We start from the raw sequence: 17,867 nt of genomic DNA on the forward strand, positions 1-17,867 counted from the left end.
TTTACAATATCTTTAGGGACATTTATTTTATCAGTGTTCAAACATCAAAATAAGAAATAAGGAGGAAACTATGAAAAAAAGGTTACACTTATTGGCAATCTGCTTCTTTCTGATGGTTTTTGCCATTCCATCACTTCAGGCAAAGGCAGCAGTTAAACCAACGCTAAATGTTTCAAAAAAAACTATAACAGGTGTGGGTAAATCCTATAAATTAAAGGCGGCTGCTCCTTCTAATAGTAAAATCACCTGGAAAAGTTCAAATACTTCCGTTGCCTCTGTCAGCAAGGCAGGAGTTGTCACTGCAAAAAAACGCGGTACTGTAACTATTTCCTGTACAGTCAAATCTGGAAGTACAACCAAAAAATTAACTTGTAAAATAACAGTAAAGGTTCCAGCAAAATCAATTACATTTACAAATGCGGTAATTGATCAGCAATATAATGCTCATGTATTAACTGTTGGGACAAACTATGATTTTAATGCTAAAAAAATCAGTTCTTCTTCCAAAAGCTCCTCTACGGATGTCATTCGTTATTATATTGAAGATACATCAAAGGCAACCGTACATAAAACGAAGGGTATTGTAACTCCACTTTCTACTGGAATTACAAAATTAATTGTTTGCGCTGGTGCCACTGAAAAAAAGGCTATGGCTGCTACAAATACGGTAAAACAAGAAATATTATTATATATTACAAAACCTGATGTTTCTGTTAAGAACTGCTCTTTGAATCACGGTAAAGAACTGGCTGTTGAATTTTCAGAGGCTATGGCTGCTTCTACACTTCTGGACTCTAACAATTACTTACTGGATTCCATTAGTATTCGCGCCAACAGTAATGCATCCGCTTTAGGTACCTTAAAGGGGTCTTTGTCCTCCGATCAAAAAACTTTGTATATTTCTAATACAAATGAATTTAAGGGTTCTTATGGGATTAGTCTGGACAGTACGATTAAGTCAGCTTCTGGATATGCTTTAACGGCATTCTCAAAGGATTTGACTCTTTTAGATAATGTGAGGCCGACTTACTTAAACTGTACCACTGATGACACAGGATTAGTTGTCAGCTTAAATTTCAGTGAGCCAATTGATATAACAAACCTAGAGGCTACTTCTCCAAAAAAAATCAATGGTTCTTCTGTAACAAACGCAGCACTTTTTACTACGAAAAGTAACTATAAGCTATCTGAGGATAAGAAATCTATTGTACTGGATTTGTCTTCCTTGTATACAACTGATCAAAATACTACAATAGAAGTCACTTTTTATGGAATAACAGACTACGCTGATAATACAACAAACCCTTATCCACTAATCGTACAGCTGTATACCAATACAACACCTTCTGCTCAGGCATCCTGTCAGACTATTTACCGAAATGGAAACAGCCTAATTGCTTTATTTGATAAATCCATTAAAACACCTGGCTATGCATTAATAAGTGGTAATTATATATCAGGTAAGGTAAATGAATCTAATAAGAAACAGGTAATTTATAATTTAATGAATACCAATCTTGTAAACTTAAAAGGAAATGCAGAGGTGATTTTAAGTGGCTATAGCAGTTACAATGCCAACACTCCATCAACAAATATAACCCGCTATGTGAATTTTTCTTCTGCTGTTCAACTTCCGTCTGTTACAGCGACTACTTTTACTACTGTAAAGGATAATAATGCTTCTCAAAATGTGTTAACGCTTACTTATAGCACAGATATTACCTTACTAACTACAAAAGGGTATATGAATGTTATTAGCAGTATTGATGGGATTGTAAGCGCCTCTACTCCTTATGCCTTTACAGCAACAGCAAGCGGTAAACAAGTTAAGCTTGTTTTTACAGATTCTTTTCAGGAATTAGGAACCTATACCTTTACACTGCCTGCCAGCTTTATCGTAGATTATTATAATAATTATAGTACTGAAACAACTGTAACTGCTGTAAAAACTGCTGGTGACAGCACACCGCTGCCTGGTCCATCTAATGTTCAAATTGGCGGTACCAATAACGAATACATTTATTTTACATTTCAAAACATGTTAGATACTACTACTGCGCAAGACAAAGCAAATTACAGCATATCTGGACTTACTATTTCTTCTGTCAGCCTGATTGCTAATAATTACAATGCTCCTGCTATTGTAAGACTAACGATTGCTTCAAACTCAATTACTTCTGGTGTTCCCTACCAGATATCAGTTAGTGGAATAAAAGGTTATAAAGGTTCCTTTACCACTATGCAGAATTATAAAGAAATGATTGTTTTGACAAATAACAAAACATTAGAAGTTAAAAGTATTAGTGGAAATACAGCTAAAAAACAGATTGTAATTACTTTTTCAACTTCTATCAGTACTTCAAGTAAAGTAAACTTTACTTTTACTTGTAACAATAAAACACTTTCTATCAGCAACACAACAATATCAGGTAATACCATAACCTTTACTTACACTGATACGCTATCGGCTAATTCAGTTATTTTACTAAATCCATGTATTGATAACTATATTGTTGATGTAAATAATCAAAAATTATTGAATACTGCTCTTTCTGTTGTTTTAGGTGCTTAAAAGATTACACAATAAAGAAAAGGATGTCCTGTCATTCATTAGGACATCCTTTTCTCTATTTAGTCTTTTCTTCATATAATGCTGCTACTTCATCTATCATGCCACTTGCAATGAGCCTGCCTTTTTCCAATAAAATTCCTTTATTACAAATTCTCTGAACCTGCTGAAGTGAATGCGATACAAACAATACCGTAATGCCTCTATCAAACATACCTTGTATTTTAGCTTCGCATTTCTTTTTAAATTTTGCATCGCCTACTGCCAACACTTCATCTAAAATCAAAATATCTGGTTCCACAACTGTTGCAATTGCAAACCCCAACCGTGACTTCATACCAGAGGAATAATTCTTCACTGGCACATTAATAAAGTCTCCCAATTCCGAAAACTCTATAATTTCCTCATACTTCTCTTTAATAAATTCTCTTGAATAGCCCAGTACCGTCCCGTACAAATATATATTCTCAGCACCTGTATATTGCTTCTCAAATCCTGCTCCCAGCTCAAGCAGCGGCACAATCCGTCCTGCTACTGATACCGAACCCTCTGTTGGCTTTTGTACTCCAGCAATCACTTTTAGCAGTGTACTTTTCCCGGCACCATTTAGTCCAAGTATCCCTAAACGATCACCTTTTTCCAACTGAAAAGACACATGATCCAGTGCTGTATATTCATTATACATGATTTCCTTTTTAACAAACTTTATAAAGTACTCCTTTAAATTATCTACCTTTTGTGAACTGATGTTATAACGCATAGTAACGTCTTTCACATCCACGACTGCCTTAGCCACAGCACACCTCCATCATATTTTCAACCTTTAGTTTCATAAATAAATTCATCTGCATTAATCAAATAAATAAGATAAATTTATCCTGCTTTCTGTAAAATAGTAGTAGCCCTATTACTAATGTTACTAGACTAAATCCAGTGGAATATACCAGAGAATAAGTATCAAATCCCTGTCCATAATATACAGCATTTCTAAAATTCAATATTATGGCATACACAGGATTATATTTTAAAATCCAATCATACCCGCTTTTTATTAATCGATCACTTTCATAAAAAATAGCACTGGTATACATAATCATCATAAGACCTACTGACCACAAATACTCCAAATCCCTGAAAAAGACCGACATAGTAGCTAAAATCATTCCTACTCCATAGGTAAGCACAAATAAAATTGCCAACGGAATAATTGCCAAAAATACATAATAGGTTACATGCACCTTTAAGACAATAGAAACTGCCACCAATACAATCAATGAGATTAAAAATGTCACAAAACTGGAACAAGTACTTGAAAGAGGATAAATGTATTTTGGTACATAAACTTTTTTAATCATTGCTCCATGATTTCGAATTGATTTCATCGTCGCCTTTGTACTATTGGAAAAAAAGGAATATAATAACCTGCCTGTTAAAATATATACTGGCCATGTAGGTTCATCCTTACCAAATAACGTTCCAAATACAACACTTAGTACAATCATTGTTAGTAATGGTTCCAGTAGCGTCCATAAAATGCCCAGATAAGATCTTCTATATTTCAACTTAACATCCTTTTTCACTAACTCAACTAACAGATGCCTATATTTCATAAAATTTTTAAAATACTTTTTCATCTTTTTTCTCCATATTATTTTTTCAGATCATTGAATTCTTCTAACAATATGTCAATTGGCTCATTGTCAAATCTTCCAAAAATCTCTTCTCTTTCTGAACGGTAAGGGCTTGGTTTTTTATGGTTCTTCATATATGCCAAGTCCAATGTACTCTCTTTATACTCATAATGCTGCTTTATTCGATTCCATATCTCCAGCCCTCGTTTGTTATTAATAAAAACGCAGCTGACACCTTTATTATCAAACAATTCTGGATCTATGTCTTGGATACCCCAATAGTCTCCAATGGTAATATCCCCTGCTCTTTCTAAATAAGTGAACTTACAATCAGAACAGCTTGGTCTTGCAATATAGTCGTTTAAAAATGCACGAAAATAATTATTTTTTCTGGCATTTACACGCTTAGGACTCCGGTCTGCAAACTCGATCACCATCGTATTTTGATGAATCAGCCATCCCTTCCTCTTATCACGGAATTTAATATTTGTTACCTTTGAGCCAAACTCTTCTGTCAGATATTCCACGTACTTCTTAAATAACTTTGGAGAAGGCGCTGCATGACATAGAATTTCACATATATATAATGTTCCATAATCTTTTCTTAGATAGGAACGCAGGGCAGAACATTCACAAGGAAGTCCTGAGAACAACACATACTGACCCTCCTGCAATAATTTTCTTATACGGGGATATACCCCATTCAGGTCACTCTTCACATATTTTGACCCATAAAATTTCTTTACATCTGCCATATTATCTGCTATATCCATTACTACATTCATATCCTCATCGTAACGGACACCACAGACATATCCCTTCTTCGTCAAAATAATATGCCGGGCAAGTCCTGGAAAAATTGCTCCAGAAGTACTTTTCATTCTAATTTTTTCATCACTTCGATATGCTGCGTATACTTTGGGAAATTCTGGTTTCCATTCAACTTTCTTTGGTTCACGAATCACACATACCTTTTCACACGCTTTACAGCTTGTACATAATTCAGGATTCACTATAGGATAGGAAAAACCTTCTTGATCTGGCACCATGGTTATGGCATTGTGCGGACATATTTCCTTACAGGCATAGCATCCACAACAATCCTTTTTCATTATGTTAGTTGGACAATCTACTAGTTCCTCACCAACTGAAATTCCTAATAAAATATTCATGTTCTTTAACGTTTCTACCTTTAACAGACCCATCTTTTTTGGCAGTGCATACTTATTTGCGATTTCAGCCTGTTTCAGATTTTTATATTCAGAAGCAACTGCTATCCTATGCTTCTTCATACCCAGATTATCCAACAATTCTTCCGTTCTCTTATAGACTTCACGCCCCGAAATATAGAGCATTTGACGTTCAAACAACAACGCAAATACTGTACCATGAAAATGATTGGTTATGACATAATCCGCTTTTTCAACTGCTCCAAGATACTCCGATGGCTGTGTAACATATTCCTCTTCTACTTCATTTTGAAATACACCCTTGTACTGATAACAATAGATTGGCAGTCCAGATTCATTGGAAACTTTATCTGCAATTTCCACAAGCTGACTGTCATATTGATTCATATCAACCAAAATGAATCGCTGCTCAGTTAAAAGGTCTTTCTTTATCATACTATATTCACTTCTTCTAAGCAAGAGTGTACTGTCTTGAATTACAGTAACTTGGTTCTTAATAACCTTTTGCAGCTCCTGCTGAAATTCACTTTGAACTACTCCTATAAACGAAAACTCATTGACCCATTTTTTAAGCATTTTACGCTCTTTTGCTGAATACCCTAGTTGATTATCACCAACTCCTAATGCTGCTTTTTTTACCCCTTCTTTAATTTCAGCTAAAAAAAGTGTTTCCTCTAATGAATTCCAGTTTCGAATTGACCAAGTTTTTTCTCCTGTTACAACACAGAGATCCATATGATTTACTTCTTCCGTAAAAATGTTTTTGTCAAAACATTCGACATAATCGTCAAAAAAACTAATGTCTTCTTCCTTGAAGTGCATGTTTTTCGGTTCTATGCCAGCATCCTCACTACTTTTTCTAACTGGATGAAAGGGCAGCCACTGCTTCCATCCTTTTAAGCTGTGATTCGTTCTACTAAAATCCTCATTCATTTCAAAACAAGCATTTACTATTTTTACCTGGCAGCCTTTCTTTTCAAAGGCACGCTTTAGCGCCCAGACCTGTAATATCTCAGATATGCTGTCATTTTTTAAATACGTAACAATTCCAACCTTCAAGGCTAATTCCCCTTTCCATTTACCGTTTTTTCTTTTTATGCTTTAATGAATTATACTCTTGCAATAGAGCATTTATTGTTTTAGTGCTTAATTGATTCATTAGTAAGCTTCTTGAAAATGTAAGCGGAATTGCTGACTTCCGGGTATTCTGGTACGCATTTTCCAAGGTTGATTCTTCTATATTCAAATTCTCCTTTACACCCTCAAATAATACCTGTCCTTTTATTGTATTAAGACGTATAAACGATGTTCCATAAAACTCTCCCATCTCAGGATGAAGTTTTTCTACTTTAGCAAAAGCACCTATGGTAATATCTGCAACGCTTTCTTGGCTATTCATAAATTCACACGTATAACAAGTAGGTCTTTGCAAATTATAATTTGTATAATTATTTACATAATTATTTTTCCTAGATTCCTCCAAAAGTACTTCTCCCGACTCAAACTCAGCAATAAAATATCCTTTTGTCTTTCCCTTAAATCTATTATCAAAATCCATTTTTACTATTTGGGAATGATATTTTTCTTCTAAAAATGTTTTATATTGTTGATAGACTTCTGGTGATGGAATTCCTGTACATACTACCTCAGCTGTATATAAATTTTCATACTCTTTTGCTAAGTAACTGTGTAGACCAGCAATCTCACATGGATTTCCTGAATAGAATACTTTTTTACCCTCTTCTAATAACTTTTTTACAGTAGGCTTAATTTGTTTACTATTTCCATTTACAAATCTTACACCACAAAAATCATTGCATGCATCTCCTGCCTCAATTGCGTAGACTGGATTATATTCACTATCCATTTTTACATTTACCACAAATCCCTTTGTTCGTTTCATATAATCATAAAATGCATGATAGACACCACTGCTGGCAGTCTTCTTTCGTATCTCCTCATCTTTATGAAAAGCAGCATATACCTTGGGTAGATTCTCTGTCATTGGAATAAATAATTCTGGTTTTTGGTAAATGCAAACTTCTCGGCACTTGTTACAATAAATGCATTTATCATATTGGATTACGGGATATATAAAGCCTTCCTTATCACCTTCCATTTGAATCGCACCTGTCGGGCATATACTTTCACAAGCCCTGCACCCATAGCAGCGATATGGATCGTTATAATCAAAGTATTTCTTGTCTTTTGCATATCCTGCTGTAGTTTTTCGTGACTCTATAGCACGCTTTAAAAATGCAATGGACCGTTCCCTCATTCTCTTTCTTTTTTCTTCCACTTCACTATAATTAATGCGTAACTTTGATAAATCTTCTGGAAGATGCTCCGGAACGTCAATTAAATGACTTCCTATGCCTAACGAATCCAAAAAAAAGCGCATTCTGTCTGGATTCTGAAAATGTGGAATCGTAATAAATTCTCTATGATAAATCATGGAGAATACTGTTGCATGAAATGAATTTGCAATTACATATCTTGCATTCGCAATCCATCCTATAAACTCCTCTGGCCCACCATCAATAAATTTATGGTACTCATTGGGAAAAGTATAATCTGCTCTGTTTTGAACAATACCTAAGCCTGTTCTTTTCGACAGTTCTTCTGCCATTGCATTTAATCTTTCATCTACCTTATTAAGATGTACATTATGCACATAGATATATTCCTTCTTTAATTTAGGATCCTTTTTCAAAGCATCATATTTTTCTCTTGGCAGCAACAGAGTCGGATCTACCACCACTTCAATATCTTTATCAGTAAATCGTTGAACCTGTTCTTTTGCCTTTTCTTCTCTTACAGAAATATAGTCAAAATTTCGAATATATTTTTGAAATGGCATAGCCTCAACATCAGAAATTTCGTCTTTTCCAATACTTGCTGCATAGGAAATACGTTTCACATCATCATTTCCAAATGCCAGAAAATATCCTGGATTCATTTTTGTAAACACACCATTCCAAATCTGATCACTGCCAGCTATCATCACATCATAGTCAAATTCTTCTTTCAAAAGCTGTCCATAATTTTTTACTGGATTGGTTGTATATAATGTGTGATTAATAAAGTGTTCAAACTTTTTATATTTCTTATATTTATTCTTGTCTCTTAATCTGGCTTTAAATTCCTGTGCCCTATGCACTAAATCATTTAGCACAGGTTTTTTGTAAGGATTTTTTGGTTTATATAAACGGTACAATTTATCAATATCAAAAATTCTATAATTAATAATGGAAGGTGAGTGGCCTTCTGATTTCAAATATTCCTGTAAGGCCCATGCCTGCAAAACAGCTCCATAATTGTGCGCACTATTAAATGTAACAATACCGATTTTCATAGTTACCTCTTTCCTAGTCTTTCAAATAAACTTTCAAATTGTTCCACTGCTCTTTGATTGTATTGGTCATAATCTACATTCATTGCTTTTACTTTCCCCTTCATGAATGCTTTCATACCTTTTACAAGACCATCTTCACTTGGCTCCACAAGATATCCACCATAATCCTGCATAAACCCTTGAGGTCCAGGAATGTCAGTAGACATACTTGGAATTCCTAATGCATCTGCTTCAAGCATCGTCAATCCAAGTCCCTCATATACAGAAGACAATATGAATAAATCACATTTTTTTAATATGGACATAGGATTTTTCATGGAACGTATTGTAATAATTTGTGCCTTAGATTCGCTGGCATATCGAAATGTTTGTCTCCATAAGTTACCATGTCCTCCGATAATAATCAACACACTGTCCTTATAATCCTTATTAAACCTCTCAAACGCCTGCATTAACATCATATGACCCTTTTCAGCAGAAAACCTTCCAATACTAATGAACTTTTTATTTTTACTTTTTAATACGCTTTGCAATTCTTCAAAACTTACATTACATATTGTATCATCATCAAATTCTACTGGTAAATCTCCCCGTCTTCTAATTTCCATATGGGCATGACAATTATTTACTATTACAATGTTATCTTTTTTATTACTTATCTCCAATGTAGGCGGAACAATGTCTCTTGTAACTACTGCAACCTTATCGTAATTCTGATAGGCATTCCGTAAGGTCAGATAATGTTGGTTTCCTCTTGCTTTCATTTCAGCAACCATATCATTATGAACATAAATAAACCTTGGTCCGTCAAATCTTTCAAACAAATTAATTATCTTCTTTTCGTATCCCGCAAACTGTATAAAATAATCAAACTTTACTCCTCCAAAATGCTTAATCAATTCCCGCTTATACAATCGGTCCAAATATTTCTTGGTAAACTTATTTTCCTTATTCCTTTTAAAAAATAAAATGTATGCTGCTGCTTCAAAAATAGTAAAGCTTGCTTCACTGCTCATTGGCATAATACCCACATTTTCTGGTATTCTAGAAACCCGAAGTGGCTGCTTCTTAACCGCCGTCTCCGTAAAAGAAACAAAATAATTTCTTTTTGTTAAATCAATATTTTCAAACAGGTTAAGTAAAGACGTCGTTAATCCATTCTGTGCAAGTGCAGAACCATACATAAGTACTTTTTCTTTATTTCCGTGATTAAGCTTTTCTTCCTTGCAAACTTTTTCTCCTCTAATAACATGTTTACAGATTCGCTCTGCTGCCCCTGGACCATCATACGTACAGCATTCATTTCTAAAAAGGGTATCATCATAGTTCTTCGGTGTATTGATTTCTGTTACCAAATCTTCCACTTTCTTAACTACAGGAAATGGCATTTCCTTTAGCGTAGTATATACTCCACGCTCACCTAAGTAATCTGACTCATCATACGCCCATAAAATAATTTTCTTACCCGTATTGGCAAAATCATAAAAAACGCTGGAATAATCTGTAATAAGTCCATCGCACATATTCATAAATTCATATACATCATACTGAGCTGGATAATCTTGAATATGAGTAAACTTAGAGAAGTCCATTCCTTTACTAATGAATGGGTGCAGCTTAACATATACACATTGATTATCTGATAACTGCTGGTCCAACATTAGTAATAAATATTCCATAACTGCCAATAAATGATCTGTATTTTTATTTGTCAATGTTCCCCGCCATGTAGGCATATAAATATATACCTGCTTATCTTCTATGTTTAATTCAGTACGTATAGAACTGCCTGCTGCTTTATCAAAAAAAACAGAATTCCGCGGATATCCTTCATTTAAAATAGTTCCTTCATATGCCATATCCAAATGATAGGCTGTTACCATTTTTTCTTTCATATATTCATTGGGATAAATTAAATAATCTGCATATAATAAATTTCTCTGCACATTTCCCATGGCATATGCCCTGTCTTCCACATCACGTCCCATAAATTTGAGAGGAGTTCCATGCCAGGTATTAGTAATAATTTGTCCTTCTTTTTTTAAATATGTCCTTGTAAAGGTTGTATCTGTAAATAAATATTTAGCTGTTGCCAGCATTTTATAATATGCATAGGTATTGGTATTCACAAATTCTAAATTCTTTATTTCATATTTATCTAGTCTTTCTTTAATTTCGGCATGCTTTTTCTTTGTACACGAAAGTACAATTTTATACTCTTGATAGCCTCCACTAGTTAATTCCTTTAGTATATGAAACATATTACCGGCCAAGTCTCCGCCATTCTTTGATTCTACTAAAATAATGTTCTCTTTTAGTTCATTCTTGTAATAATAATGCGCATAATAAGAATTAAACGCAATTACTTTACATTTTTTAATTACGCTACGAAGCTTCATTTTTGTACTCCTTTATAAGTGTCTCCACTTATTTCTAATTTCTATGTCCTTACTATAATATATCACGCTTTTGAAATTGTCAATCTCTCATGGCAATAGAAAGCAATAACCGAATTGCTCCCTTCTCTCTGGCAATTCGGTTACTTTTATATTTTCTCATTTTTCCTTAAATTATTTTGAAATTATTTGTTTTTCTTGTAACAGTGTGACCAGCTTTATCTGTATACCTTACATATACGCAGCCTTCAAATCCTTTTTTTAGCACAGCACTACTTCCTGTTATCCATTTCCCACTGGTCTTATAATTTTCTCCAACAGCAACAGCTTTATATCGAATTGACTTCTTTCCACCATATCCAAAATCGGCTTTAAATCCTAACGTTAACTTATTTTTTACTTCTATAGATTCTGGACTTTCTTCTGAAAATCCTATATAGGTAATTTCAGTTTTCCTTGTAACCACTTTTGTATTAATCGGGCTTCCTTCAATCCACGTAAAGCCGGTAGTCTTCACTATTTTCTCATGTCCTGCACCATCTGTAAATCTTACATAAACACGTCCAATAAATGTATCCTCTATTGTAACTTCATTTCCTTCTGTCCACTCTCTATTTTCATTAAAACCTGCACCACGATTGACTAACATATATTCCGTTTTTTCCTCTTCACTAACACCAAAATCGGCCAAAAACTTTAAGTGCACAGGTTCATATCCATATCGACTATATGAATTTTTTTCATCTACTTCTACTAAATTTAATCCACTAACTGTAGATTCTACCTTACAATTTGTTGGAGCCTTAACGTCTAGCGTAAATCCATTGGTTTTTCTAATCACCACATTTCCAAGTTGGTTTACAAATTTCACATAAATACATCCCACAAAGTCATTTGCTAAAGTTACATATCTATAATCAAGCTTTGTCCATTCAATCTGATTTAGGTTATAGACAACCCCCGCCTCAGCCAAAAAATACTCTATGGATTCTATTGAACTAATACCACAATCTGCTTGAAAATAAATTGTTAATGGACTTTTATAGATAGGATCATAATCTTCATCCGCAGACATTTTATTTAATGTAATTTCTCCGCTCATTGAAGTTGCACTGAGTTTAGATAAATTTTTACTCTCCTTAGCATTTGTTGATGTAACCTTCCCAGTCACCACGTCAATTCCATATTTTGCATAGGAATAAGGAATTGCTTCTGTTGTAATTGTAAATCCATCACTGACCATTTCAATATTTCCTGAAATATCCGTACGATATATATTACTATCTGTTAATTTTCTCAATGTGGTTATTCTAGGAAAACCAGCCTGATGCTTCTCATCACAGGATATAATTGATATAGACGGGTCTACTGCTTGTATAAAGGCATCTGAAGAAGAAGTTAATGCACTATGATGTCCAACCTTTAATACATCCGATTTTAATTCATAACCCTTTTGAATCATTTCACTTTCCGACTGAAATTCTGCATCTCCCGTAAACAAAAAAGAATTCCGTCCATTTACAATCCTTACTACAAGTGAATTATCGTTATAACTGCTGTATCCGCTACTATTTGGCGCAATAAATGTTATTGTTGCACTTCCAAACTGAATGGTACTTCCCATTGATGGATATACCTGTGCAATATTTTTCGTCATTATAATATGATTAAAAGTAGTAGAGGTAGCATCTATATAAGGCTGCCTTGTCCGATATATCTTCCCCACCTCTATTTCTTTACAAACACTTATTAACCCACCTATATGATCTGCATGGTCATGGGTTGCAATCATATAATCCAGCTTATTGATTCCTTTCGCTTTCAAATATTCTACAACTGTATTTCCTTCCGCTGTTGGCCCTCCATCAATCAGCATCGTCTTTCCATCGCTCTCTAAAAGCGCCGCATCTCCTTGTTTCACATTTAAAAATGTAACTGTCAGTTTACTGCTGCCAGCATCAATGGTCTTATGCTGAACTATAAACAATACTATAAAAATAGCTCCTATCAGTAATCTGGCAAGCCTTGCTTTTTTTAAACACTTCATCATCAACTATCCTTTCATTTTGCCTAACATTTTCTACCATTCTACTTTTATAGTATAATTTTTAAATGTGGTAAAATTATGTCCTTACGCAAAAAAGAACCTTAAAGAAATCTTTAAGGTTCTTTTTTTATATTGACAATGTTACAAATTAGTTAAAGTTAATTGTTTCATTTACTGTTACAGTAAATGGTACTAAAATATCTACATTAGTAGAAGTTTGACCTACATATTTGTAAACAACAACTGTTTTAACAAATAATCCTGTGTAAACATTTGAAGTATTCTTGTATAAGTTGTACTCTGCACTAAATTCAGCTGTAGATGGAATGATATACTTTGTATTATCAATTGCATATGCTGTACCATCATCTACTAATTTGTATGCAGCTGTCATTGTATCCCTTACCATTTGCATATCTGATGTATAAGATGGAGCAGTAATGGACTGTACCTGACGAGCAGCTGTAATTGTTCCCTGAGTATCAGTAATAACAATACCTTGAACTAAAGAAACATCTTTTCCACCAATAGTAGCAACTGCTTTAATTGTATAAGAACCAGCTGGAGTCTTAGTTACAACACCTGCATCATTATCTGTTACTTTAAATACACCATTTGCACTATCATAATATTTAGTAGTTACATCTTTTCCTGTAGAATCTAATACAGTAATTGTAGCACCAGCTACATAAGAATTAATAACTCCGCCTAATTTTTCAGCTAATTTAACTGAAATTGTCTTCTTGATATCATCTTCACCTTTAACAACTGCATCCATAGTAGTTGCACCTAAAACAAGTTCGTATGTTGGTGTACCACTTGGAGCTTTTGTAGTTACAACGATTTGCTTAGAAAGGCTACCAGCTTTTACTGTATAAGTGTAAGTTGCAGCAGTAGTGCTTGCACCTAAAAATGTTACTTTTCCATCAGCAATAGTTACATAAGTTGCAAGAGAACCATTTACTGTTGAAGCAGTTGGAGTAGCTGTAGATACTTTTGTACATTCAACTGTAATATCAGCAGCTTCTACTTCAGTTGACATTTCTTTTCCATACTGGTCAAATACTTTAACCACTACAGGTGCTGTTTCAGCTACAGTTGCAGCATTAGAAACTGATACAGAATATTTATCTAATGTCATAGAAGTTGCTTTTCTTGCAGCTACAATTGTTACAGCTAATGTTTTTACAACATTACCTTTTGCATCTTTAACAAGAATACATGCATCCCCAGTCTTAACTGCAATAATACTTGCATATTTAACTGTTGAGCTTAAAGCTTGGTTAATTAATAATACATCAGTATTAGAACTTACTACTGTGTAGTTTTCATAGTTAGTAATTTCAGCCTTATTTGAATCAACAAATTTGAAAACAACATTCTTAGTTTCACCAACAGCAAGTGTAGTATTTCTTTCTGTTAATTTGTTGAAATCAACACTTGTAACATCAGAGTTAGCAATGTGGTAATTATAAGCATCAAGAGTAATAGCTACTTGTTCTACTGCTGTAATTGTAACATCACCAGTTTTAACAACGTTTTTCTCCTGACCATTTTCATCATAAGTATAAGTATGGTAAGTTGCAGTTGCAGTTGCAGTATTACCAATCTTAGATAATGACAACTTAGAACCATTAATATAACCACCAGTTGTGTTAAGTGTAAAGTCAATGTTAGAATTAGCTGTACCATATACAACTTCAGTTACAACAACACCATTTGCATCTTTAGCAAGAACTTTCATTTCAGTTTCAGTACCATACTGAACTGTTAATGGAGTAATTTCAAGCTGTGTAACTGTTGCATCAGTTGCAGTAAACTGAACTTTGTTTTCACCATAAGTTACAGTATAAGTTTTGCCATCTTTCATTTCTTCAAATGTTGTAACAGTAACTACCTTCTTATTAGTATCACTAACAGTTGCAGTATTTACTGGAAGAGTTGCGCTAGTTGCATCTCTTACAACTTTGAAATCACTTGTTTTTACACTTGCTACATCTGATTTGAAAGTAAGTTCAAGCTTAGTTGTGCTTACCTGCTTAACAGTGTCAAGGTATGTTCCAACATAAACAGTTACAGTAGCTGTCTTGTTGTATTTGCTAGTAGATTTAGTAGCTTTAGTAGCCATTGAGTAAACGTTAATTGTAGCTTTACCGTTTGCTTTAGCTGTTACTTTACCGCCAGTTAATCCAACTGTTGCTACAGCCTTATCAGTTGATAAAAATCTTACAACGTCAGTTGATGTAGCTGGAGTCTTAGTAGCTTTAATAGTAGCTGTGCCACCAACTGCTAAATATAATTCAGCTTGATCAACAGCAACACTTGCTGCTCTTTCGTTTACAGTAAATTTCTTTGTTGCAACTGTTTTACCAGTCTTTTTGCTCTTTGCAGTAACTGTTACTGTTCCAGGAGCCTTTGGAGTTAATTTTCCACCAGTTAAACCTACAGTTGCTACAGCTTTGTTGCTAGAGTAAAATTTAACAGTTGTTCCAGCAACTTTTAATGAATAAGTTTTTCCTACATACACCGTACTTGGTGCTGCTTTTCCGCTCTTAAGTGTGATTTTGCTTGCTGCGCTTACAGAAAGTGCTGTAGGGGTAACGGATGCTACCACCATTGCTAAAGCAAGTACAAGAGCTAATTTCTTAAAGAAATTCTTCATATTCTTTCTTCCTCCTTAAATTTTGGTTAATATTATATTTGCCTGCCACTTCATAAGTTCAACACATAGCAACATTATCGGAATAATATGTATGGCTGAAAACCTATGTGTAACACTGTGAAATATAATTGTTCCAATAACAAGATGATTATATCAACATTCAAACTAAAGGTCAAGTAGTTTTCCCAATAATTTGATTGTTTGCTACTTCAAGGAAGTACTGTCTGTTTTCCCTGTTTTGCAGTTATCTGAAACAATTATCGTGTTCTTCCGATACGGTGTATTCCGTATCACTGAACTGTTTACATTATGCCTTTTGTTTATGGCAAAATTATGTCACCCATTTGTCACAAACGGTTTATTTTTAAAATTATACTTACTTTTTTTGTCATTTTTAAAAATTGCTCTAGACTTATAAATAGAAAAAGCAGTTCTGGCTTCGCAAAAAAACCGAACTGCTTAACATTTTTACTTATTTCAAATCTAATATCTTTTCCACTGTTTCCTGCATTTTATCTTTGGAACACAGCGTATCATGCAAAACAGGAGCTGTTCTGATTTCTTCAATTGCATCTGGTACACGGGTTCCTGCTAATTCACTTAGAAGGTCTACCAGTTGGAAATCACCCATTTTATCATACTTCTCATCTATTGCATTCATAACACTGCGGGTAAACTTATAAGGACTTGCTGTAGACGCAATAATTGTTTTATTGGTATCCTGGGTTTTTGCCTTATATTGCTCATAAACACTTGCGGCAACTGCTGTATGTGTATCAATAACATAACCTGTTTTATGATAAAGCTCTCTTATCACACGAAAAGTTTCTTTTTCCTTTGCAAAGCCACCTGTAAAATCACACAACCGTTCCTTCATATCATTTGTAATAGTATAGCTTCCTTTTTCACTTAAAGCTTTCATCAGACTTGCACAGGTATCCGCGTCATCCCCGGCAATTTTATAAATCAGCCTTTCCAGATTGCTGGAAATCAATATATCCATGGATGGTGATGAGGTTAAAATAAATGTTCTGTTACGGTCATAGCTTCCTGTCTGAAAAAAATCAAAGAGAACTTTATTTTCATTTGAGGCACAAATCAGCTTATCAATTGGCAGTCCCATATTCTTTGCATAGTATGCTGCCAGAATGTTGCCAAAATTACCAGTTGGAACTGCAACATTAATTTTTTCTCCATTGCTAAGCTCTCCCTGCTTCAGCAATCTAGTGTATGCATACACATAATATACAATCTGTGGAACCAAACGTCCGATATTAATGGAATTAGCAGAAGAAAACTGATACCCAGAAGCAAGCATCTTTTCTTCCAGTTGTTTATTACGAAACATTTCCTTTACGCCATTTTGTGCATCATCGAAATTTCCTTCGATGCCTACCACATATGTATTGGCGCCTTTTTGTGTTACCATCTGCTTTTCTTGTATCGGACTCACTCCATGCTTCGGATAAAATACTATAATTTTTGTTCCATCCACATCAGAAAATCCTGCCAAAGCAGCCTTTCCAGTATCCCCTGAAGTAGCCGTTAAAATTACAATTTCATTCTTAACACAATTCTTCTTTGCTGCTGTGGTTAACAAATATGGCAGAATAGATAATGCCATATCTTTAAATGCAATCGTAGAACCATGAAACAATTCTAAATAATAAGCTCCTTCTGCCTTTCGGACAGGTGCAATTTCATCTGTGTCAAATTTGCTGTCATATGCCTTCTGTATACAATATTTTAATTCTTCCTCAGTGAAATCCGTTAAATACAGCTTCATTACCTCATATGCCACTTCTTGATACGACATGTCACATAACTCATCCATCTTACAAGTAAACTCTGGAATTATATTGGGAACAAAAAGTCCGCCATCATCAGCAAGGCCCTTCAAAATCGCCTGTGATGCTGTTACTGTTTCATTTTTACTTCTTGTGCTGCTATATAGTACATTCATTTGATTCATTCCTTTTCCTAAATTGTTTTATCAAGCTACTTTGTAATTCTAATC

At 34.3% G+C, this 17,867-nt stretch carries 9 protein-coding genes; 1 reads left to right on the top strand and 8 read right to left on the bottom strand.

Features of this window, described 5'->3' with window-relative positions:
- The first annotated feature begins 70 nt into the window (after positions 1 to 70).
- The gene (locus BM305_RS00890; protein ID WP_092558808.1) at positions 71 to 2,572 is read left to right on the top strand and encodes an Ig-like domain-containing protein; all 2,502 of its coding nucleotides are present in this window, start codon (positions 71 to 73) and stop codon (positions 2,570 to 2,572) included.
- Between the two features lie 55 nt (positions 2,573 to 2,627).
- On the opposite strand, the gene BM305_RS00895 is transcribed toward BM305_RS00890, so the two are convergent.
- The 8 genes from BM305_RS00895 to thrC all read right to left on the bottom strand — a co-directional run bounded on the left by BM305_RS00895 (position 2,628) and on the right by thrC (position 17,813).
- Positions 2,628 to 3,329: an ABC transporter ATP-binding protein gene (locus BM305_RS00895; protein ID WP_092559034.1), complete on the bottom strand. Its 702-nt coding sequence runs from the start codon at positions 3,327 to 3,329 to the stop codon at positions 2,628 to 2,630.
- 94 nt (positions 3,330 to 3,423) lie between these two features.
- On the bottom strand, positions 3,424 to 4,203 hold the full coding sequence (locus tag BM305_RS00900; RefSeq protein WP_092558809.1) for an ABC transporter permease: 780 nt from the start codon (positions 4,201 to 4,203) through the stop codon (positions 3,424 to 3,426).
- Between the two features lie 14 nt (positions 4,204 to 4,217).
- Positions 4,218 to 6,449: a Coenzyme F420 hydrogenase/dehydrogenase, beta subunit C-terminal domain gene (locus tag BM305_RS00905; protein WP_092558810.1), complete on the bottom strand. Its 2,232-nt coding sequence runs from the start codon at positions 6,447 to 6,449 to the stop codon at positions 4,218 to 4,220.
- 19 nt (positions 6,450 to 6,468) lie between these two features.
- A complete protein-coding gene (locus BM305_RS00910; RefSeq protein WP_092558811.1) occupies positions 6,469 to 8,745 on the bottom strand; it encodes a polysaccharide pyruvyl transferase family protein in 2,277 nt (758 codons plus the stop codon).
- Positions 8,746 to 8,747: 2 nt separating this feature from the next.
- Positions 8,748 to 11,144, bottom strand: a complete 2,397-nt coding sequence (locus BM305_RS00915; protein WP_092558812.1) for a CDP-glycerol glycerophosphotransferase family protein — start codon at positions 11,142 to 11,144, stop codon at positions 8,748 to 8,750.
- Between the two features lie 166 nt (positions 11,145 to 11,310).
- On the bottom strand, positions 11,311 to 13,188 hold the full coding sequence (locus BM305_RS00920; RefSeq protein ID WP_177214481.1) for a ComEC/Rec2 family competence protein: 1,878 nt from the start codon (positions 13,186 to 13,188) through the stop codon (positions 11,311 to 11,313).
- Positions 13,189 to 13,336: 148 nt separating this feature from the next.
- Positions 13,337 to 15,850, bottom strand: a complete 2,514-nt coding sequence (locus tag BM305_RS00925; RefSeq protein ID WP_092558814.1) for an Ig-like domain-containing protein — start codon at positions 15,848 to 15,850, stop codon at positions 13,337 to 13,339.
- 472 nt (positions 15,851 to 16,322) lie between these two features.
- Positions 16,323 to 17,813, bottom strand: a complete 1,491-nt coding sequence (gene thrC / locus BM305_RS00930) for a threonine synthase (RefSeq protein WP_092558815.1) — start codon at positions 17,811 to 17,813, stop codon at positions 16,323 to 16,325.
- Between the last annotated feature and the right edge of the window lie 54 nt (positions 17,814 to 17,867).

The sequence above is a fragment of the Anaeromicropila populeti genome (assembly GCF_900112775.1).
GTDB lineage: Bacteria > Bacillota > Clostridia > Lachnospirales > Lachnospiraceae > Anaeromicropila_A > Anaeromicropila_A populeti.

Excerpts from the sequence above, each read along its gene's own strand:
- BM305_RS00920 (WP_177214481.1), bottom strand. The coding sequence starts at position 13,188 with ATGAAGTGTTTAAAAAAAGCAAGGCTTGCCAGATTACTGATAGGAGCT.
- BM305_RS00910 (WP_092558811.1), bottom strand. The coding sequence starts at position 8,745 with ATGAAAATCGGTATTGTTACATTTAATAGTGCGCACAATTATGGAGCT.
- BM305_RS00895 (WP_092559034.1), bottom strand. The coding sequence starts at position 3,329 with ATGCGTTATAACATCAGTTCACAAAAGGTAGATAATTTAAAGGAGTAC.
- BM305_RS00890 (WP_092558808.1), top strand. The coding sequence starts at position 71 with ATGAAAAAAAGGTTACACTTATTGGCAATCTGCTTCTTTCTGATGGTT.
- thrC (WP_092558815.1), bottom strand. The coding sequence starts at position 17,813 with ATGAATGTACTATATAGCAGCACAAGAAGTAAAAATGAAACAGTAACA.
- BM305_RS00900 (WP_092558809.1), bottom strand. The coding sequence starts at position 4,203 with ATGAAAAAGTATTTTAAAAATTTTATGAAATATAGGCATCTGTTAGTT.
- BM305_RS00925 (WP_092558814.1), bottom strand. The coding sequence starts at position 15,850 with ATGAAGAATTTCTTTAAGAAATTAGCTCTTGTACTTGCTTTAGCAATG.
- BM305_RS00915 (WP_092558812.1), bottom strand. The coding sequence starts at position 11,144 with ATGAAGCTTCGTAGCGTAATTAAAAAATGTAAAGTAATTGCGTTTAAT.